The sequence below is a fragment of the Nocardia africana NBRC 100379 genome, assembly GCF_001612635.1.
Taxonomy (GTDB): Bacteria; Actinomycetota; Actinomycetes; order Mycobacteriales; family Mycobacteriaceae; genus Nocardia; species Nocardia africana.
The window spans coordinates 48,538-68,982 of the sequence record NZ_BDAV01000021.1; the positions used below are offsets into that span (position 1 = coordinate 48,538).

A 20,445-nucleotide genomic window follows, 5' to 3' on the forward strand; every position below is an offset into this window, starting at 1 on the left:
CCGGCCTTCGGCGTTCCAGGTACCGGAAACGCGACGGGGCGCTGCCGGTTTCGGCAGCGCCCCGTCGTGATGGTGCGAACTTACTTCTTGCGGCCCGGGGCCTTCGCTCCGGACTTGAAGCCCAGGCCACCCGGCTTGGCGGTCGGGGGCTGGACCTCACCGTTGCCGCCGCCGGCGGATTCGGTGGCTGCCGTGGGGGTCGACTCCGGTGCCTCCGATGCGGAAGCCGACTCGGTGGCCGGAACCTCGGGCTCGGCTGCTTCGCTACCGGCCGCATCGGCCGGAGCCGCACCGTTACCGGATTCCGTTGCCGCCGGGGCGGATTCGGAAGCGGCGGGCTTCGCCGCACCCGGAGCCTTGGGGCCGGGGCGCTTGAAGCCGGACTTCATCGCCAGACCCTTCGGCGCCACCGTCGGTTTGGTTTCGGTGGGGCCGGTGGCAGCCGGTGCGCTTTCCGCAGGGGCCTCCGCAGGCGTGGCCTCGGCGGCAGATGCCTCGGCAGCGTCGGCCTCGGCTTCGGCCGGAGCTTCGCTCGCGGGCTTGGCGCCCGGAGCCTTGGCCTTGCCCTTCATCGCGAGACCCTTGCCGCCGGGTGCCTTGGCGGCGCCCTTCATGGCCAGACCGCCGGGCTTGGCGGTCGGCGCCGCCGGGGCCTCGGTGCTCTCTGCTGCCGGAGCTTCGGCAGCGGACGCCTCGGCCGCGGGGGCTTCGGCGGGCTTCGGAGTCGCCTTGGCGCCCGGTGCTTTCGCGGCGCCCTTCATGGCCAGGCCCTTGCCGCCGGGTGCCTTGGCGGCGCCCTTCATGGCCAGACCGCCCGGCTTGGCCGCCGGAGTCTCCGCGGGAGCTTCCGCGCTCGCCTCGGCTGCCTCCGGCTCCGGAGTCGCCTTGGCGCCCGGTGCTTTCGCCGCACCCTTCATGGCGAGACCCTTGCCGCCGGGTGCCTTACCGCCACCCTTCATGGCCAGACCGCCACCGCCGGGCGCCTTGCCACCGCCCTTCATGGCCAGACCCTTACCGGCGGCCGGGGCGGCCTGCTCGGCAGGCGCCTCCGCCTCGGTGACCGCGGCCTCGGCCACTGCGGTCTCGGCGGCCGGCGCGGCCGCGGCTTCGGCGACCGGTTCCGGAGCCTTGGGCTGCTGGACCACCTTCAGGTTCTCCGACAGCGCCGCGGGCTCGACCCGGTCGATCGACTGCAGCATCAGCTGTGCCACGTCGACGACCTCGACGCCCTGACCGACCTCGCCCGAATCCTTGCGCGCGGTCACACCGTCGGTGAGCATCACGCGGCAGAAGGGGCAGCCGGTGGCGATCAGTGACGGCGAGTTACCGCCGTCCAGGGTGGCCAGTGCCTCGTCGGTCCGGTCGAGGTTGACTCGCTTACCGAGTTGTTCCTCCATCCACATGCGGGCGCCACCGGCGCCACAGCACATCGAACGCTCGCCGTGGCGCGGCATCTCGCTGACCTTCGCGCCCGAGGCGGCCATCAGCTCACGCGGCGCGTTGTAGATCTTGTTGTGCCGGCCCAGGTAGCAGGGGTCGTGGTAGGTGACCTTCTCCGACACCGGCTTCACCTGCACGAGCTTCTTCTGCCGCACCAGCCGGTTGAGCAGCTGAGTGTGGTGCACGACCTCGTAGGTCCCGCCCACCTGCGGGTACTCGTTGTTGAGCGCGTTGAAGCAGTGCGCACAGGTGACGACGATCTTCTTCTTCGACGGCTCCACACCCTCGAAGACCGAATTCAGCGTCTCGATGTTCTGCATCGCCAACTGCTGGAACAGGAATTCGTTACCCGCGCGGCGAGCCGAGTCACCGGTGCAGGTTTCCTCGGCACCCAGCACCATGAATTTCACACCGGCCGTGGCGAGCAGTTCGGCGACGGCCTTGGTGGTCTTCTTGGCACGGTCCTCGTAAGCACCGGCACAGCCGACCCAGAACAGATATTCGTATCCGTCGAAACTCTCGGCGTCCTGGCCGAATACCGGAATATCGAAGTCCAGCTCCGACATCCAGTTCAGGCGATCCTTGGCGTTCTGACCCCAGGGGTTGCCCTTGTTCTCCAGGTTCTTGAACAGGCCGGCCAGCTCGGAGGGGAATTCCGATTCGATCAGCACCTGGTAGCGACGCATGTCGATGATGTGGTCGACGTGCTCGATATCCACCGGGCACTGTTCGACACAGGCGCCACAGGTGGTGCAGGACCACAGCACCTCGGGATCGATGATGCCGTTGACATCCTCGCCGCCGACCAGCGGACGCTCGGCCTCGGCCTTGGCCGCCTCCGAGATCTTCGCCAGCGCGGCCTCGTTCGGCTTGCCCTCGGCGTCGACCAGGCCGACCTCGTCGCCGCCCATATCCTTACGGCCACCGGCGAGCAGGTAGGGAGCCTTGGCGGCACCGTGGTCACGCAGGGACATGATCAGCAGCTTCGGCGAGAGCGGCTTACCGGTGTTCCACGCCGGGCACTGGCTCTGGCAGCGACCACATTCGGTGCAGGTGGTGAAGTCCAGCCAGCCCTTCCAGGAGAAGTCCTCGATCCGCCCGGCGCCCAGCGTGTCGGTATCGGGGTCGACGTTCTCCATATCCAGGGCGCGGCCCTTGGACATCATCGGCTTGGCCGCACCCAGGGCGACGCCGCCGTCGTCCTCACGCTTGAAGTAGATGTTGAAGAAGGCGGAGAACCGGTGCCAGGCCACACCCCAGGTGATGTTGCGGCCGACGTAGTAGAGGAACGCCATACCCGACATCAGCTTGATGAAGGCGAAGATCGACACCATGGTCGCGTTCGCGGGCAGCAATTCGGCGACCCGCATGGTGAAGAAGTCGGTCGCCGGATTGCCCTCACCGTTCAGCGCGATCTTGCCGGCCTTGACGAAGATCATGCCGAGGCCTTCCATCAGCACGATCGCTTCGATCACATAGGCAGGCCCGAACTTCGAACCGCTGAAGCGCGACAGGCGCTGCGGTACCCGCGGGTGGTTGAGCTGGCGAATCGTGATCAGCGTCAAAATGCCGACCACGGTTCCGATGCCCATCAGCTCGTCCCAGAAGTGGTACACACCCCAGTTGCCGATGATCGGCCAGTGGAATTCGGGATCGAACGTCTGCCCGTACGCCTCGAACCACAGGATGGCGCCGGTGATGAAGCCGATCATCACCAGCCAGTGCGCCCAGCCGACGGTGCGGAATTTGTTCATGCGGGTATGCGCGATGAACTCGACCAGCATCGTCTTGAGGCGTGGGAAGAACGGCCGCCATCGATCCGGCGCCGGCTGACCGACCCTGATCGCGCTGAAGATCTTCCACGCGCCGCCGATGAACGACGCCCAGCACACCAGGCTGAGCACCGCTCCAATCGTGCCCAGCGTCACTGTCAGGGCATTCATGTCGCGACCTTCCTTCGGTTCCACGAGCATTCCGGCGACCGGGCTGGGGTCGCCGTCGGTTGCTCGTATCGTAACGGGCAGTAAGTTACCCGCCGGTAACTTATCTGTCCATCGTATGATGCACGAGTGGTCTATCCCAGGTTGTGGGGTCCAACCGTACTGGGGGTGTGACCGTTCTCACGCGTTGTCCTGCGGTTTTGGCGTAGGCGCGGTCGTCTGACACGGTAAATCCCGGCAAAACCGGTGCTTAAGCCAGGACAGGCTTACTTGCTCCGAAGGCGAACCGTTGTGAAATTCCGCGTTAATTGTTAGGGGACATAACAATTCTCGCTTTCAGTCGGGGTATTCGACTAAGCTCACCTCGTCCTGCTTGCTGTGTGCACCTTCACACTGCTCGGGGAGGTCCGTCAGGTTTGAAGTCGGGGTTGATGACCTGACGGATGCGTGGGCTCTCGCGGAGAAGTTGCGTGCGGCAAACCCTGATGACGGATTGGAAAACCGAATGAAGCTCCGCAGAGGTACTGCGGTCGCCGCTATGGTCATCGGCGCGATGACCGTGGCGTTGGGAACTGCCAACGCCGACCCTGCACCAGCCCCGGCTCCGGCCGCCGACGCCAAGCCGGGGATCGACTACTCCACCAAACTGGTCGACAAGACGGTCGTCACCAAGCTCAAGAACGGCACGTTCGAGCTCGTGGAGAAGCACGGCGCGACTCCCGACCAGAAGCAGCAGGTCGTCGACATCAAGGACCAGGCCGGCAATGTCGCCCTGGAGATGCCGATCGACTACCGGATCGCGGGCGTTCAGATTCCGATCAAGCCGGTGCTCAAGGACAACGGCACGGTACTCGAGCTGACGCCGGACAAGCCCGCCGACGTCGACCTGACCAAGCCGGTTGCCGCCGCCCCCGTGGCCGCGGTCGCCGACACCAAGGTCGACCAGCAGGCGCCGATCCAGGCCGATAAGCCGGTGCTGGTCGCCAAGGATGTCGCCTCGCCGATCGAGAACCAGCGCGCGATGAGCGACTTCGCCACCAAGTTCGGTCTGGCGACCGCGATCGGTGGCTTCGTCGGCACCGCCATCGGCGCCGCGATCGGTTGCGTCGTGACGATCGTCGCCGGCTGCATCCCGGGTCTGGTCACCGGCGCCGGCGTCGGCGGCATCGTGGGCACCGTCGCGGTGGGCGGCCCTGCTCTGGTCGCTGCGGGCGTCGAGCTCGTCAACACCATGCAGGCTGCCGACGGCACCACCCAGTGGTCGGATGCGGCCATGGCGGCGGCCAGCGGCCAGGCGCAGCAGGCCAACCAGCCGAAGTAGTTCGCGGCGCGGAGCCGGTGATCGGCCGGCTCCGAGACGCGTACGGCCCGCCTTCCTCACGGAAGGCGGGCCGTTGTCGTTGCGGGGTCAGTTCGTGTGCATGCGTAGCTGCCCGGTGTAGCTCACCTCGCCGAGCGGTGTTCCGAATTCGGCGAAGGACCGTTCGGCGATCTCGAAACGTCCGTCCTCGCGGACCAGAAGCACTGTGCTGCAGCGGGTTCCGTGCCAGTCGTTGGCGACGAAGCGGGCCGATACCGAGCGTTCCTGATCCGGCGACAATCCGGTGTGCGGGAGTTCGGCATCGGGCGCGATGGTGCGGTCGGCCAGAACGTCGAAGTAGTCGGCCACCGCCGGTGATCCGACCACCGCGCCCAGCGCGCGCACGCCGTCGCGCACCTTCGGCCACGCTGTGGCACCGGTGTCGGTGTGCACGCCGCCGTCTGCGGCGCCCTCGGCGCCGGCCGTGCGACGATCCGTGATGCCGGTAGGTCGTTCGGAGCCGGGTGTGGCCGAGCCGAGCAGGGCGGCATTGGACAGCCCGTGCACTCCGGGCGCAAGAGCCAGCGGAGTGGCGCCGCTGCGATTGCTGTGCCACCACAGCGTCTCCAGGTCGGAGACGATCAGGTTGTAGCCGTTGTAGTCGTCCGGATCGGCCGCGGTGGTGCGAACGAACTTCTCCGGGGCAGCGGAGCCGGTCAGATAGTCCATCAGCAGGGCGCCACGGGAGCGGGCGTCGGTGCGCTTCTCGGCCGGGCCCCGCACGTTGGTGACGGTCGCGAATCGAGCGGCCTCGGGGACGATCCCCAGCCAGGTGCCCGGCACGCCGTTCGGCGCTCCGAGATCACGCCCGGCCAGCAGGTTCGGCCGCTCCGGCCACCAGCGCATCGATTCGGTTGGGCGCGTGTAGAACTCGTCCCGATTGGCCGCGACGATCAGCCGATACTCCGGATGCGCGCGCCACCCGATCAACACCAGACACATGACTCCAGCATGCCCCAGGCGACATCGGAGGCGGCGTCGCGTGCGGCGGCCGCTCGCGGATCAGGCCGGAATGCTGGGCGGGTAGCAATCCGCGGTCTTCGGGCCGCCCGACAGCGACTGGAGAATGCAGCCCAGGTTGATCTGACTGCTGCCGGAGGAAAGACCCGCGGTATCGGACGCGGCCACTGTATCGGCTGCCGGGGCGGTCGTCGCCGATGCGATGGGGACGGCGACGAGAAGTGAACTGGCGCAGAGCAAACCGGCGGTGAAGGGCTTCGTGGTGAACATGCGTGCGATCCTTCCAGCAGGCAGTTCGGAGAAGGATCCCCCAATTGCGCTGCCCCGCGCGCTCGGGGCACACCGGTTCCCGGCGCGGAGACGACGAAGGCCCGGCATCGCTGCCGGGCCTTCGACGATGCTCGAAGTGCTCAGTTGGTGCGAACCCGCAGCCCCGGGTTGTCGGAGAGCACCTGGTTCACCGGCTGCGCGAACAGCTGGGGCGCGTCACCGGTCAGGGCGCCGATCAGGTTCGGGATCTCGCAGATCGGATAGTCGGCCACCGAGGAGGCGCTGGAGATGCCCAGGGCCATGGTGCCGGTGACGATCGGGCCGCCCGAATCACCCGGCAGCGCACAGATGTTCGCCGAGAAGGCCTGGGTCAGGTCGCGGTCACCGACCTGCACGGTCTGATCCACCGCGTTGACCACGCCGCAGCTGAAGCCGGTGCGCGAACCCGACTTGCAGACCGGGGCGCCGACGACGGGATCGGCCACACCGGTGATCGCGATCGGCGCGGCACCGGGGACCCGGACCAGGTTGTTGGCGAAGCGATCCCGGCTGCCGGCATCGATCGAGACGATCGAGTAGTCCTGGTTGCCCAGAATCGACTTCTGGAACGAGCCCAGCTGGGCGCCGATGTGGTTGCCCGGCAGCAGTTCGAACATGCCCGGCGCGTTCGCGGTACCGGCGGCCGGAATGTTCGGATCGCAGTGTCCGGCAGTGATGTTCACCGGGTTGCCGTTGCGGTCCTCACCGTTGAACCCGGTGGAGCAGACCAGCTGCATCTTGCCCGCCACCGAGGCGTAGGAATCGCCGCCCGCGCGGGGCGCGTTCGGCTGCTCGGCGGCAACCGGCTTCACCTGCGGGTCCGACTCCGGCGGGCCGACCGGCGGAGCGGCCATCACGATCACGTGCGCCGGGTCGACGAAGCCCGGCATCGGCACGCCGGCCTTGTCCACGCGCACCGCGATGCTGTTGTTGACGGTATCGATCACGACGCCGCGCACGGCCTGCACGACGGCCTCGGGCTGGCCCGAGAGCCACTGCTGGAAGGCGTTCTTCTCGCTGCGCAGGACGGTCTGGCTCTTGGCCACGTCCTTCACGCCGAATCCGGCGTCCTGAGCGGCCTTCTTCGCCTCGTCGAGGCCCTGGCCCGGAGCCAGCGCCACCACGGCCTTGCCGGCGTCGTCGAGCCACGCGCCCGCGAACGCCTGCGGGAACTGACGCTGCGCGGTGGCCGTGAAGGCCGCCACGTGCTGCGCCACATCGGCGCGGTGCAGGTACTCCTCCGGCGAGATCTTCAGATCGCGCTGCACGGCCGCGACCAGATCGGCAGGCAGGTTCGGGGCCGGGGCGGGCGCGGGGTCCGCGGACGAGGTCGCCGCGAGCGGCCCGAGAACCAGAACCGCCGCCGAGGCGGCGACGGCCGCGCTGCGGAGACGGGTGCGCGGGGCACGTCCCGCGGCGGACGAAAGTCGGATGCGTGGCAGGAGCATGAGGCGACTATATGGGGTTTGCGCGACTATGCCTACTTGTCGCGGACTTTGGCCGAACTCACACCCGGCATACCGGAAATCGATACCCGCTGTTCACCCGGTCCGTATCGCGCCGAGGGGCACGTTCGCTCCGGCGAACGTGCCCCTCGGCGCAGTGGAAGGATCGTCAGCCCACGTTCGGGCGGGTACGCACGGTGATGCCAGCGCCCAGGCCGCCACCCGAATTGGCGTCGATATCGCTGAGGATCTGCCGGATCGGGATGCCCAGCGTGGCGGTGCCGCCGTACTGCGCCAGATCCATGTTGGCGGCCTTGCAATCGGGTGCGTCGGCGGCGTTGGAGCCGCTGGTGATACCCAGGGCCAGGGTGCCCGAGACGATCGCCCCGCCGCTGTCGCCACCGAGGGTGCACGCCGAGCTGGCGAAGCCGCGCACGGTCTTGGATTCGCCCGCGGCGGTGAACAGCGCCGTCTCGACCCGGTCGGCCACCACGAATCCGCAGGTGAAGGTGGACGACTGCCCCGACTTACAGATCGGGGCGCCGGTGATCGGCTCGGCGATTCCGGTCAGCGTGAGGGTGGTGCCGTTGGCGCCGCGCACCAGGGGCTGATCCATGCCGGCGGTGATCGCCCGCTCGTTGAGCTTGATCACCGAGTAGTCCAGTCCGGTGCTGCCGCCCAGCTGCGCCTTCACGAAGGTGCCGAACTGCGGGCTGGCCTTCAGGTTGCGCACGTTCGGCAGGTAGACCCCGGCCTCGGAGTTGTCCTTGCCCACATTCGGATCACAGTGTCCGGCACTGATATTCAGCGCGTTGCCGGCGGCGTCGATGCTGTTGAAGCCGAAGGAGCAGACGTCGACCGACTTCAGCGCGGAATCGTCGAGGGAGGTGGGAGCGCTGATGTAGGTGTCACCGGCCATCGGGCGGTGCTCGACCGGGCCGCCGCCGTCGGGTGAGAGCACGACCTTGATGTTGGCGATCAGCGTCGGAAGGTTCAGCAGGTGACCGGCCGGGGTGTTCGCGACGCTCAGCACCAGCTGGCTGTTCAGGAAATCGATGGCGACCGAATTGATTCCGGCCGACAGTTCCCGCGGCAGCCCGCCGATCCACTTGACCAGCTGGTCCAGCGAGCTCTCCAAGTTGTCCGCCGAAATCGGCGCCAGGCGCGTCTGATAGCCGGCGGAGTTGGCGATGCGCGCGGCGTCGATCGAGGTCACCGCCATCACCGGCTTGCCGTCGGCGCCGAGCCACGCCCCGGCGAAGGCCTCCGGGTGTGAGGAGCGGAATTCGCGGGCGTAGTCGCGCAACTGCTGAGCACGGGCGGCGCGGTCCAGATACTCCGAGGGCGACATCTTCAGATCGCGGCCGATGGCCTGCACCAGTTCGGGGGGTAGCTTGTCGGCCGCCGACTGGACCGGCGCCGGATCGGCGAGCGCGGGCGATGTGGCGATCCACGGGCCGAGAAGGAGAGCCGAAGCGAGGGCGACAGCAGCAGTTTTCACCGACGCGCGTGCCACCGAGGCGCGTCCGACCGTGGCGCGACGCGCCGCCAACTTGCGCATGGAGTCCCTTCGTCAGGCACATATGTGCCGGCCACCCGTGGGCGGTAAACCATTGGGTGGCAACAGCCCTCGACCATCAAACAGACCGCTCGCCCGGTGTGAGGTCCGGTACGACCGGTCAGCGCATCACTTTAGGGCACAACGGCGCGAGTTTCGCTACGAAATCATCACGGAGTTGGGGACTAGGAGAACTGCAGGGCCGGCGGCAGCGGCAATCCCGGCACCGGTTCCAGACCGTTGGGCGTGGTCGTGGTGGTGCGCGGGGTGGTCGTGGGCCGTTGCCACGTGGTGGTCCCCGGCGTCGGGGTCGGGGCCGGAGTCACGGTCGGCGGCGGTGGTGGCGGAGGCGGGGTGGTGGTCGTCTCCGTCGGTGTCTCGGTGTACTCCCGCGGCGCGGGTTCCGGCGCGACGGCGGACGGCGGGGGTGGTGCGACCGTCGTCGTCACCGGCAGCGTGGGGGCGTCCGCCCGGCCGGAAACCCCGGTCGTGGGGGCCGGAGTGGCGGCGTCGTCGCGCAGCAGCAGCGCGGCCACGATCCCACCGAGGACCAGACCGGCGGTAGCCGCGGCCGCGGCGATGAGCAGCGGGGTGCGTCGATTGCGCTTGGTTTCGCCCGGTGGTGTTTCCGCGGGGGCGGCGACGGTGGCCGCGACGGTCATGGCGGCGGGCTCCGGCTCGGGCGCGGATTCGGCGGTGGGCATCGCCGCCGAATAGGCCTGGACCGTACTGTCGGAGGCCTGGACCGCGGGCAGCACGTCGGTGACCACCAGCGCGTTCTCGGCGCCGGCCGGATCGGGCGGGGTGGTCCCGGCCGGGGTGGCGAGCACAGCTGCCAGGGCCGCGCGGGCCGCATCGCGAGCATGACCGCGGTTGTCGTCGGACGCGGGCAGGTCCGCCTCGCTGACCAGGACCACCGAGCGCAGGCCCAGGTAGTCGAGGGCCTCGCGCAAACCGCGCACATAGTCGGCCGGCCAGTCGCCGGGATGGGTGGCGTAGAACTCGGCCGGGCCGCTCAGATGTTCGGCGGCCAGGTTGATCAGGCAGAAGATCGCGGTCGCCACCAGATCCTCGGCGCGGTAGGCCTCCCCGTCGTCGACGGTGATGCCGGCGGGATCGCCGACCGCGCGGACGAACGCGGTGATCGAGTGGGTATGTCCGGGTGGCGCCTCACCACCGAGCGCGGTATCACCCTCGTCGGACATGTGCAGCACCGACTCGCGCGTGATGTACAGGGGTTCGGGCGTCTCGTCGGCTTCGCCACCGCTGGTGACGATCGCCGCGATGCATTCGTCCTCGGCGATCCGCAGGCCCACCCCTGTGGCCATTCCCATACCTCGCTTCGGTGTCTCGAGCGCGCCGATCACACGAGTAGCGAACCGTGTCCCATTGCGCGGAGCATCGACAATAACTCCGAGCGCGATCCGGCTCCGATTCGACGCCGGATCCGCGCGACATGATGCTCCACCGTCTTCGCGGAGATGTACAGCCGAGCGCCGATTTCACGATAGGTCAGGCCCAGCAGCACCAGTTCGGCCACCTCGCGCTCGCGTTCACTGAGCACCGAGGCGGCCGCGGGTTCGGGGGTCGCGGTGCGCGGGGCGGCCGGCGTCCGCTCGGGCGCGGCCGAGGGCCGGGAGCCGGTGCGGACCGTACGGGCCAGTTTCAGCAGGGCCGTCGCGGTGGCGGGATCGCCGGCGCTCAACGCCGCCTCACTGGCCAGCCGGGCGGCGTCCCAGACCATGCCGATCGCGGCCAGCCGTCGCACCGCGGCCGTCACCTGATCCTCGGCGACCTCGCCGCGCAGCACCAGCACCCAGGTGCGTCCCGCGTCGGCGAGAATCGCGGCATGCGGATCACCCGCCTGCGCGGCGGTTTTCAGCAGTCGTGCGGGCGGCATCAGTTCGTCGGGGCGCTCGTGCGCGATCGCGGCCTGAATCTCGTACCAGTGGAACACATTCGCCCAGGCGGGGGGATTTCCCGCACTGCGCAACACATCTCGTGCCGCTTCGACCAAGCGGGTTATCCGTTCCTGCTCGCCGAGGCGGATGGCGGCCAGCCACAGCTCACCGATCGGCAGCAGCGCGGGCAGATCGGCGTCGACCTCGTCGAACGTCGGGTACGCGGCCTCCCAGGCGCGCAACAGGACGCCGTGGTCACCCGCGCGGCGGGCCAGGCCGACCAGGACACCGTGCGCGAGCAGGCGATCCCGCGGGGGCAGGGCGGTGGTGTCGACGGACGCGACCGTTTTGGCGGCGGTCTGTTCGTCGCCGCCGAGCATCGCCGTCCATGCCGTCAGCACCCGGATCTGCGGATCGTGGGGATCGGTGCCGCGCAGGGCGTCGGCGGCGCGGCGGGGTTCGCCCATGCTCAGGCACAGCAGGGTCGCGAGCGCGACCGGCGCGCACGGCAGCATGCGATCCTCCGGTGCCGCGGTGCGGGTCAGCTGGATCAGCGCGGCCGCGGCCGACGTTGCGGCACTGCGGGATTCGCCGGTGATGCTCTGCGCCAGTGCGGTGGCGAAGCGTCCGGTGCGGGCATTGGATTCCGTGGGCGGCCACTGTGCCGCCGAACCCGACACCGCCTGCGCGTCGCCGACCGCTCCGGCGAGATGGAAGACCGCCGCGGCGGTCGCCCAGTCGGCGCCGGTGCGGGCGGTGCCGAGCCAGGCGTACAGCTGCACCGCCCGGCCGATCAGCCCCCGGCGGGCTTGGACACTCGCGCAGATCCGGACGGCGGCGGCAAGCTCCGCGGGTTCGGCATCGGTGCGCGCGAGTACGGGTTCGGCCAGGCGCAAGGCGGATTCGTCGTCACCGGCGAGTGCGGCCGCGGTGGCCCGCGGGACGGCGATCCGCTGCGCCTCGTAACCGCTGGCCACGGCGGCGGTGTAGTAGCGACCGGCCTCGGTGCCCGCGTGTGTGGCTGCCGCGCAGAGGAATTCGGCCAGCCGCTCGTCACGGACTCCGGATTCCGCGAGCTGCAAGGCCGTGTGGTCGCGCAGGAGCCCGGCGTCGAGGCGGGCGGTGAGCAGGCGGCGCTGAATCGAAACGAACCGGCGTTCGCCGACCAGGGTGCGCAGCGGCTCGATGGCCGAACTCAGCACCAGGTCGGCGTCGGTGATCAGGGCCCCGGCGCGGGCCCGGTCGACGAGTCCGACCGCCGTCGTCTCGTCGGTGCCGAGCACCTCGGCCAGCTCACCGGGATCGAGGCCGGCGCCGGTGGTGGCGACCGTCAGCACCTCGAGCAACTGTGGTTCGGTGTCGTCGAGAAGCGTTCGCGCCCACGAGGTTACGGCCTTGTCGACCGCCTCGATTCCGCCCTCCAGCCGGGTGGCGCAGGCCGCGGTGAGGGCAGCCACCACGCCACCGGGGATGCCGCCGGTGTGCCGGTGAATATGGTCGGCGACCGGGCGCGGCACGGTCATCCCCAATTCGCGGGCGAACGGGGCGATATCGGCGGTGCCCAGCGGCCGGAGTTCGATCACCCGGCCGCGCCGCGACACCGCGTCCGCCAGGGCGCGCAGGGCGGTGTCGTGCGGTTGCGGCCGGGTCGCGACGATGATCGTGCGCGAATCCGATTCCACGGCGGCGCACAGCTTCTCCAGCTGTAGCTGGTCGAGGGTGTGGGCGTCGTCGACGACCACCGCGGCGCGGGTGTCCGGCGGCGTGGTCGTGGCACTCACATCGTCGAAACAGCCGATGCCGCTGCCGCGCAGGCGATTCCGGATGGCCGCGAGCAGCGCGGACTTCCCGGTCCCGCACCGTCCCCGGATCAGGTAGACGAGCGGATCCGGCGAGTCCGAATCCAGTTCCCGAAGAATCTCCCGCGCGCCCGGAAGGGCGCCGAATGCGACCGCGAGGTTGCCGACCACTGTCACCGATCCTCAGTTGCCTTCGTGGGGCAGCACCTTGCCCGGCGCCTGCAGCACCGTGCCGAGGGTGTTGCCTGTCTGGTCGAGACCGTCGTTCAGCGTGTTGCCCAGCGTGTTGCCCAGCGAACCACCGCCGGGGGAGCTCGGAGTGGTGGGCTGGGAGGGCACCGAGGGTGCGGACGGCGTCTGGACGGGCGTCTGCGGGGGTGCCTGCGGGGCAGGGGAATTGGGCGCCGGGGAGTTCTGTGCCGGTGCGTTCGGGGCCGCGGCGGAGGCAGGGGCCGGTGAATTCGGCGCCGGGGAGTTCGGGTCGGCGGAATTCGGTGCGGCCGTACCGGGAGCCGGGGCACCCGCCGAGTTCTCGGCGGCGGTCGTGCCGGCCCGTGCGGTGCCGGTGTTGTTCGCGACCGTCACCGGGCTCCCGGCCGTCGGATGCGCGGGGTCGGTGGCGCCGGCCGGGGCGACCCCGGCCGAGGTCGCCGCCGCGTGCGCCGCGGACGTCGCCGCCGCGGGGGAGGGCGACGAATTCGACGGACTTCCCGCGGTGCCCAGGGCCAGGGTGCCGGTGGCCACCGCGCCCACGGCGATCGCGGCGCCGGCGATGAAGGCGACGCGACGCCACCGGCTGGTGCCGGCCGGCGGCGCGGTATCGGAGGGCGGCGGTTCGACAACGGTCCGGTCGCCGATCGCCGGCAGGGCCGTGGTCGTCGCGTCGTCGGAAACAGCGTGCGGCTCGGTATCGAGCTCGAAATCGGGTACGGCCAGGGCCGCGGCGTGCTGCTGCGCTTCGGTGTAGAGGTCGGCGGCGAGCAGCGCCGCTCCCCGGGCGCTGAGCGAACCGGGATCGGCGACGGGAGCGATCGGGATCGCGAACTCGCCCGAGATCAGCTCGGTGAGCAGGCCGATCGACGCGCCGCCACCGGTGAGCAGGATCCGGCCCACCCGGTCGATGTCCACTCCCGCGCGCCGCACCGCCTCGTGCACGAGGTTCAGCGAATCCGTGAGCGGTCCGCGGAACAGATCCTCCAGATCATCACGGACCAGGCGCACATCGCGCGCGATACCGGCCAGCCGGACCGGGACCATCGTGGCGGTATCGGTCGAAAGCCGGTGTTTCGCGTCGGCGCAACGGTTTCGCAGTATCGACAATTCGCGTTCGACAACCGGGTCGAACGGGTCGAAATCCGTTTCTCCCAATGCATTTGCCAGCACGTAGCGCATCGTCAGCAGATCGAATTCCGCGCCGGAGACCTCGGTGGAGCGAACCGGTTCGCCCAGCAGTCCCGAGTGCGGGCCCGAACCCACGACCGACACCGTGGTACCGGTGGCGCCGGAGTCGTAGACCACGACGGGGGTGTCGGGTGGGAAGGGAGTGCTCGCCTCGAGCCGGCGCAGCGCGGCGAGCGGTTCCGCGACCAGTACCACCGCCTCGGCGCCGGCCCGGTCGAGCGCGCGGCGCTGTGCCTCGACGATGTGTGCCGGCCACCACGCCGGTACGGTCGCGACCACGGAATCCGGATCGAAATCCGCGACGACCTGGGAGATCGTTTCGGCGACCAGATCGGCGGCGGCGACCGAGGATCCGTCGGGCAGGAGAATGTCGACCGGATCGCCCACGCGGGACAATAGATTCTCCGACAATTCGGGCGCCGATCCGAAACGGTGGCGACGAATGTGAACAGAGACATTTTCCGGGTCGGCGCTCGCGGAAGTGGAGCCGGTCGCGGCGACTGTGCGCGACGACCCGACCGTGATGCCGAGCGTCAGGCCCTGAGTCATTCGAGAACCCCTGTCGTTGGTATTTGCGGTCGTCACGAATATGTGCGGTCGTCACGATCTATCCCACTGTCGGTTGCCGGGGGGCCGTCGTTACCCCTGATCCGGAAGGTTCGGGGAAAGTCCCCTAATGCGTCCGATTCCCCTATCGGGGCCGATACGGAAATCAGGGGATTCGCCCCGTTTCGCGTAACGCCGGGGCTTCTTAGCGTGAAAGGCAATTCGACTGCAGCGGATCGACGATGGTCCGCCGATCCAGGAGACGATCTGCGATGACCCCCAACGCCATTCTCGAATTCATCCTCAACCTGCTGCGCGACCACGAGGCCGCCGTCGGCTACTGCACCAACCCGACCGAATCGCTGTGCGCGGCCGGACTGGAGGCGGTGACGCCGGAGGATATCGCCGCCGTGGCGCCGATGGTCGCCGAATCCGCCCTGGTCACGGGCGGCTCGCAGCTCGCCGCCATCGTGGCGGCCGGGGGCGGCGCGGCGGCCAACGGTGGTCTGGGCGCGGCGGCGGGCGGCAGCGGTGGGCTCGCCGGCGGCCTGGCCGGCGAAGCGGGTGCGATCAGCGAGGCCAACCTGGGGGCCGGGGCCGCGCTCGGCGGTGAAACCGGAATCGAGGCCGGTGCGGGCCTCGGCGGCGATCTGGGGGCGGGGCTGTCCGCCGGTCTGGGCGCCGCCGCATCGGTCGGCGCGGGCGCCGCGGCCGGGCTCACCGCCGGACTGGGTGCCTTGACCGGGGTCGCGGTCGGCCTCGGCGGCGCGCTCTCGGGCACCGGTACCGCCGGCACCGACCTCGGCCTCTCCGCCGGAATCGAAGGCGCCGCCGACACCATCGCGCACGCGGGCGCCGACCTCTCCACCGAAATCGGAACCGGTATTCAGGCCGGAATCTCCTCTGCGGCAACCGGTTTGACCGAAGCCACCGCAGGGCTCGGCGCCGGGCTCGGCGGAGCGCTGAGCGGCGCGGCCGAAGCCGGAGCGGGCTTGGGCACCGAACTCAACGGAGCGCTCGGCGGCGCCCTGAACGCCGGAGGTGAACTCGGCGCCGGACTCGAAACCGGCCTCGGCGCGGGCCTCGGCGGTGCCCTGGGTGGCGCGGCAGCAGCCGGTGCGGGCCTCGGGGCCGCCCTGGGCGGTGCGGCAGCAGCGGGCGCCGGTCTCGGCGGTGCGCTGGGTGGCGCCCTGAACGCGGCCGGTGATCTGGGTGCCGGTCTGTCCGGCGCTGCGGGTGCCGCGACCGGCGTGGGTTCCGAGCTGGGTGGTGCCTTGGGCGGCGCCGCCAACGCTGGGGCCGGCCTGGGTGGTGCGCTCGGCGGTGTTGCCAACGCTGGGGCCGGGCTCGGTGGTGCGCTGAGTGGTGCGGCCGAAGCGGGTGCCGGCCTCGGTGGCGCGCTGGATGCGGCCGGTGATCTGGGTGCGGGTCTGTCCGGTGCTGCGGGTGCGGCGGCCAACGCCGGCGCCGGGCTCGGTGGTGCGCTGGGTGGTGCGGCCAACGCCGGCGCCGGACTCGGTGGTGCGCTTGGCGGTACCGCCAATGCCGGTGCGGGACTGGAGGGTTCGCTCGGCAACGCGGTCCACGCGGGTGGAGACCTGGGTGGTGCGCTGGGTGGTGCGGCGGAGGCCGGGGCGGGGCTTGGTGGTGCGCTGGGCGGGGTCGCCGATGCGGGAGGCGGTCTCGGTGGTGCGCTGAACGCGGCCGGTGATCTGGGTGCGGGTCTGTCCGGTGCGGCGGGTGCGGCGACCGGAGTGGGTTCCGAACTCGGTGGCGCGTTGGGGGGCGCGGCCAATGCTGGGGCGGGGCTCGGAGGTGCACTGAGTGGTGCCGCCGACGCGGGTGCCGGACTTGGTGGTGCGCTGAATACGGCGGGTGATCTGGGTGCGGGTCTGTCCGGTGCCGCGGGTGCCGCGACCGGGGCGGGCTCTGAACTCGGCGGTGCGCTCGGAGGTGTCGCCAATGCCGGCGCGGGACTGGGCGGTGCCTTGGGAGGCGCTGCTGATGCGGGTGCGGGTCTCGGCGGTCATCTCGGGGGCGCTCTCGACACAGGCGCGCAGGCGGGTGCGGGTCTCGGTGGCGCGCTGGGTGGTGCTGCCGAGGCGGGCGCCGGGCTGGGTGGTGCGCTCGGCGGTGCCGCCAATGCCGGTGCGGGACTGGAGGGTTCGCTCGGAAATGCGGTCCACGCGGGTGGAGACCTGGGTGGTGCGTTCGGTGGTGCGACGCAGGCCGGTGCCGGTCTCGGGGGTGCGGCCCAGGCGGGTGCCGGGCTCGGTGGAGAACTCGCGGGGGCCGGGGATGCCGGCGCTGGACTCGGTGGCGCGCTCGGCGGAGCGACGAATGCGGCTGCGGGCCTTGGTGGTTCGCTGAGCGGTGTGTCCGACGCCGGTGCCGGGATCGGAGGCGATCTCTCGGATGCGACACATGCGGCCGGGGATGTGGGAGGCGCGATGAGCGGTGCTGCGCAGGCTGGTCTCGGTGGTGCGGCGAATGCCGGTGCCGGACTGGGTGGTGCCGTGAACGGTGCGGCGAATGCCGGTGCGGGTCTGGGTGGTGCTCTCAACGGTGCGGCGAATGCCGGTGCCGGACTGGGTGGTGCTCTGGACGGTGCGGCGAATGCCGGTGGCGGATTGGGTGGTGCCGTGAACGGTGCGGCGAATGCTGGTGCCGGACTGGGTGGTGCCCTGAACGGTGCGGCCAATGCTGGTGCAGGACTGGGGGGCGCGCTGGGTGGTGCGGCGAATGCTGGTGCCGGGCTCGGTGGTGCGCTGGGTGGTGCCGCGAGCGCTGGTGCCGGTCTCGGTGGGGCGCTGGGTGGTGCGGCGAATGCGGCCGCGGGGCTCGGGGGTGCCACGAGTATCGGAGCGGGGCTCGGCGGGGCCGTGGCTTCGGGGGCGCAGGGTGCGACCGGGTTGGAGACCGGGTTGTCCGGTGGTCTCGGCAGCGGAGTGCACACCGGCGCGGATCTGTCCGGGGCCGCGGCCTCGGGTGTGCACGCGGCCGGGGATCTGTCGTCCTCGCTGTCGGGTGCGGCGACGTCCGGTGTGAACAGCGCGACGGGCCTGGGAACCTCCCTGTCCGGATCCGCCGATGCGGGCGTCCACGCGGCCGGCGACCTGGCGACCTCGCTCTCGGGGGCCGGCGCCGGGGCCGTGCACAGTGCGGGCGACTTGGGGACCTCGTTGTCCGGGACCGCCGCGTCGGGTGTCCACAGTGCCGGTGACCTGGGCACATCGTTGTCCGGCGCGGGCGCCGGGGCCGTCCACAGCGCGGGTGACCTGGGGACCTCGTTGTCCGGGACCGCCGCGTCGGGTGTCCACAGTGCCGGTGACCTGGGCACATCGTTGTCCGGCACCGCCGCGTCGGGTGCGCACGGCGCGGGCGACCTCGGAACCTCGTTGTCCGGCACCGCGGAGTCCGGTCTGCACGGTGCGGGCGGCCTGTCGACCTCGCTGTCGGGCGCGGCGGATTCGGGGTTGCACACGGGCGCCGAGGCGAGCTCGGGTCTGGCCGGTTCGGTCGACTCGGGGCTGCACGCGGGCACGGATGCGTCCTCGTCGCTCTCGGGTACGGCCGCCGGCACGTGGTCCGGTGTCGATGTGTCGCACGCGTTCGGCAGCGGCGTCGGCACCGATATCTCCGGCGTCGGCACCTCGGGCATCGGCGGTGGCGTGGACAGCGCCCTCGGCGCGCACAGCGGGATCGACAGCACCCTGGCGGCGGGCGGCCACAGCTCGCTGTCCGGCGGGCTCGATAGCGGCGCGCACACGGATTCGAGCCTGTTCGGTGACACCTCCGGCCACGCTTCGACCGTGACCGATACGCACGCCTCCGGTGACATCACCGGCGGGCTGCTGCACTGAGGGTAGCGGCGCGGAATCGGACCGAGTAACGAAACAGGTTGGGGTGCAACGAAAATGAGCAGTGTGGTCGTGGCGAATACCGCCCCGGAGGCGCCTGCCTCACCGCTGTCGCGGATTCTCGCCGAAACCATCACCGCCGCGCGCACCGCCGATCGCGACGATCTGGTCGGCCGGCTGGAGGTGCTGGCCGACCGGATCCGCGACCCCCGCCGCCGCATCGTGGTGGTGGGCCTGGGCAACCAGGGCAAGAGTCAATTCGTCAACGCGCTGCTGAATCTCGACATCAGCCCGGTCGGTGACGATGCGACCACCGGGGTGCCGATCGTGCTCTCCCACGGCTCGCAGGCGCGGGCCGAGACCGTGGTCACCACACCGTCCGGTGACGAGCGGGACAACCGGCGGATTCCGCTGCCGCTCGGCGATATTCACACCGTCACGCCGCAGTCCCCGCACGGCCGCGTGGCGCGGGTGGAGATCGAGCTGCCGAATCCGCTACTGGCCGACGGGATCGTCGTCATCGACACCCCGCCGGTCGGGGGCCACGCCACCGCCACGGCCGCCGCGGTTCTCGCCCTGGCCCCGGCCGCCGATGCGGTGCTGGTGCTCTCGGACGCCTCCACCGAACTGACCGAACCGGAGGTCGACTTCCTGCGGCAGGTGCGCGAACTGTGCCCGGCCGTGGCGCTGATACTCAGCAAGATCGATCTGTACCCGCATTGGCGTCAGGTTCTGCAGGCCGACCAGGCGCATCTGGAGCGCAATAGCCTGGCACTGCCGATCATTCCGGTCTCGGCGCTGCTGCGCAGCCACGCCATGCGGCTGCAGGATCAGCAGCTGGGCCGGGAATCGGGTTTCGGTGTCCTGTTCGACTTTCTGCGCGAGCAGGTGGTCGCCCGGGACAAGGCCGCGGCGCAACGCGCGGTGGCGCTCGATATCTCCTCTGCCGCAGAACATCTCGCGCTGGCGCTGAGCAGTGAACTGGTCGCCCTGCGCGACCCCGAACGTGGCGCGGCGGCCATCCGCGAACTGCGCACCGCCAAGGCGCAGGCCGAGGAGCTGCATCGCCGGACGGCGGCCTGGCAGCAGACGCTGGGCGACGGCATCACCGATCTGGCCGGCGATATCGACCACGACCTGCGAGATCGGTTGCGGGCCATCGGCCGAACCGCCGAGGAATGGATCGACGAGAACGATCCCGGCCGGTTGTGGGATCAGCTGGAACAGTGGCTGATGCACACGACCGATACCGCCATCGGCGACAATCTGCTGTGGACGCATCATCGCGCCATCCACTTGGCCGAGCGGGTGGCCGAGCACTTTCTCGAATTCGGCGCGGTGGATCTGCCCGCGGTGCGGTCGGGTTCGGAGTTGGAGGAATCGCGCGTGGCGGCGGTGACGCTGGCCGATCTCGAGCCGGATCTCGGTATCGGTCACAAACTGCTCGTCGGTATGCGTGGCTCCTACGGCGGTATGGTGATGATCGGCCTGGCCAGTACCGTCGCGGGTCTGGCTCTGATCAATCCGGTGTCGCTGGGCGCCGGTGTGCTGTTGGGCGGCAAGGCGTTTCGCGACGACAAACGAGAACGGCTGGCGCGCAAGCGCAGCGAGGCGAAGATGGCGGTGCGCCGCTACCTCGACGATGTGAGTTTCGAGGCGGGCAAGGAGTCGCGCGACCGGCTGCATCGCATCCATCGCATTCTGCGCGATCACTTCACCGGCATCGCCGACCGCAGTCTGCGTTCGATCAACGATTCGCTGCAGGCCGCACAGGATGCCGCCGGAGTGGCCGACGCCCAGCGCACGCAGCGGTGCGCGGAGTTGGAGCGGCAATTGCGAGTGGTGGCCGAGCTACGACGTCATGCCGACGTGATGCTGCCGCCGGCGGGTCCGTCCGGACGTCATGCGCGCGGGGCACAGTCGTAA

Annotated in this window: 11 protein-coding genes; 3 read left to right on the forward strand and 8 right to left on the reverse strand. The window is 70.2% G+C overall.

What is annotated here, in order from left to right:
* Positions 1 to 80 precede the first annotated feature (80 nt).
* The gene (locus NA3_RS31070) at positions 81 to 3,383 is read right to left on the reverse strand and encodes a (Fe-S)-binding protein (RefSeq protein WP_062967856.1); all 3,303 of its coding nucleotides are present in this window, start codon (positions 3,381 to 3,383) and stop codon (positions 81 to 83) included.
* Between the two features lie 502 nt (positions 3,384 to 3,885).
* Between NA3_RS31070 and NA3_RS31075 the strand changes: the two genes are divergently transcribed.
* On the forward strand, positions 3,886 to 4,701 hold the full coding sequence (locus NA3_RS31075; protein ID WP_062967747.1) for a DUF8020 domain-containing protein: 816 nt from the start codon (positions 3,886 to 3,888) through the stop codon (positions 4,699 to 4,701).
* An 87-nt stretch (positions 4,702 to 4,788) separates the two neighbouring features.
* Here the strand turns inward: NA3_RS31075 and NA3_RS31080 are convergent, their stop codons facing one another.
* The 7 genes from NA3_RS31080 to NA3_RS31110 all read right to left on the reverse strand — a co-directional run bounded on the left by NA3_RS31080 (position 4,789) and on the right by NA3_RS31110 (position 14,500).
* Positions 4,789 to 5,682: an NRDE family protein gene (locus NA3_RS31080; protein WP_062967749.1), complete on the reverse strand. Its 894-nt coding sequence runs from the start codon at positions 5,680 to 5,682 to the stop codon at positions 4,789 to 4,791.
* A 60-nt stretch (positions 5,683 to 5,742) separates the two neighbouring features.
* Positions 5,743 to 5,970: a hypothetical protein gene (locus NA3_RS31085; protein WP_062967751.1), complete on the reverse strand. Its 228-nt coding sequence runs from the start codon at positions 5,968 to 5,970 to the stop codon at positions 5,743 to 5,745.
* 140 nt (positions 5,971 to 6,110) lie between these two features.
* A complete protein-coding gene (locus tag NA3_RS31090; RefSeq protein WP_062967752.1) occupies positions 6,111 to 7,457 on the reverse strand; it encodes a S1 family peptidase in 1,347 nt (448 codons plus the stop codon).
* A gap of 166 nt (positions 7,458 to 7,623) precedes the next feature.
* Positions 7,624 to 9,015: a S1 family peptidase gene (locus NA3_RS31095; protein ID WP_062967753.1), complete on the reverse strand. Its 1,392-nt coding sequence runs from the start codon at positions 9,013 to 9,015 to the stop codon at positions 7,624 to 7,626.
* Between the two features lie 182 nt (positions 9,016 to 9,197).
* Positions 9,198 to 10,340 carry a hypothetical protein gene (locus NA3_RS31100; protein WP_227995590.1) on the reverse strand — a complete coding sequence of 381 codons (1,143 nt, stop codon included), beginning with the start codon at positions 10,338 to 10,340 and terminating at the stop codon, positions 9,198 to 9,200.
* Between the two features lie 35 nt (positions 10,341 to 10,375).
* Entirely contained in the window at positions 10,376 to 12,889 is a 2,514-nt protein-coding gene (locus tag NA3_RS31105) for a LuxR C-terminal-related transcriptional regulator (protein ID WP_233427344.1), read from the reverse strand.
* Positions 12,890 to 12,895: 6 nt separating this feature from the next.
* Positions 12,896 to 14,500, reverse strand: a complete 1,605-nt coding sequence (locus tag NA3_RS31110; RefSeq protein ID WP_167355066.1) for an Hsp70 family protein — start codon at positions 14,498 to 14,500, stop codon at positions 12,896 to 12,898.
* 431 nt (positions 14,501 to 14,931) lie between these two features.
* On the opposite strand from NA3_RS31110, the gene NA3_RS31115 reads away from it, so the two are divergent.
* Both NA3_RS31115 and NA3_RS31120 read left to right on the forward strand, forming a co-directional pair.
* On the forward strand, positions 14,932 to 18,522 hold the full coding sequence (locus NA3_RS31115; RefSeq protein WP_062967756.1) for an IniB N-terminal domain-containing protein: 3,591 nt from the start codon (positions 14,932 to 14,934) through the stop codon (positions 18,520 to 18,522).
* A gap of 54 nt (positions 18,523 to 18,576) precedes the next feature.
* Positions 18,577 to 20,445 (forward strand): dynamin family protein, encoded by a 1,869-nt coding sequence (locus NA3_RS31120; RefSeq protein WP_062967757.1) that lies wholly within the window; start codon positions 18,577 to 18,579, stop codon positions 20,443 to 20,445.

Bases quoted from the DNA above. Each gene is read 5' to 3' on its own strand.
- NA3_RS31070 (WP_062967856.1), bottom strand. From the start codon at position 3,383: ATGAATGCCCTGACAGTGACGCTGGGCACGATTGGAGCGGTGCTCAGC.
- NA3_RS31075 (WP_062967747.1), top strand. From the start codon at position 3,886: ATGAAGCTCCGCAGAGGTACTGCGGTCGCCGCTATGGTCATCGGCGCG.
- NA3_RS31080 (WP_062967749.1), bottom strand. From the start codon at position 5,682: ATGTGTCTGGTGTTGATCGGGTGGCGCGCGCATCCGGAGTATCGGCTG.
- NA3_RS31085 (WP_062967751.1), bottom strand. From the start codon at position 5,970: ATGTTCACCACGAAGCCCTTCACCGCCGGTTTGCTCTGCGCCAGTTCA.
- NA3_RS31090 (WP_062967752.1), bottom strand. From the start codon at position 7,457: ATGCTCCTGCCACGCATCCGACTTTCGTCCGCCGCGGGACGTGCCCCG.
- NA3_RS31095 (WP_062967753.1), bottom strand. From the start codon at position 9,015: ATGCGCAAGTTGGCGGCGCGTCGCGCCACGGTCGGACGCGCCTCGGTG.
- NA3_RS31100 (WP_227995590.1), bottom strand. From the start codon at position 10,340: ATGGCCACAGGGGTGGGCCTGCGGATCGCCGAGGACGAATGCATCGCG.
- NA3_RS31115 (WP_062967756.1), top strand. From the start codon at position 14,932: ATGACCCCCAACGCCATTCTCGAATTCATCCTCAACCTGCTGCGCGAC.
- NA3_RS31120 (WP_062967757.1), top strand. From the start codon at position 18,577: ATGAGCAGTGTGGTCGTGGCGAATACCGCCCCGGAGGCGCCTGCCTCA.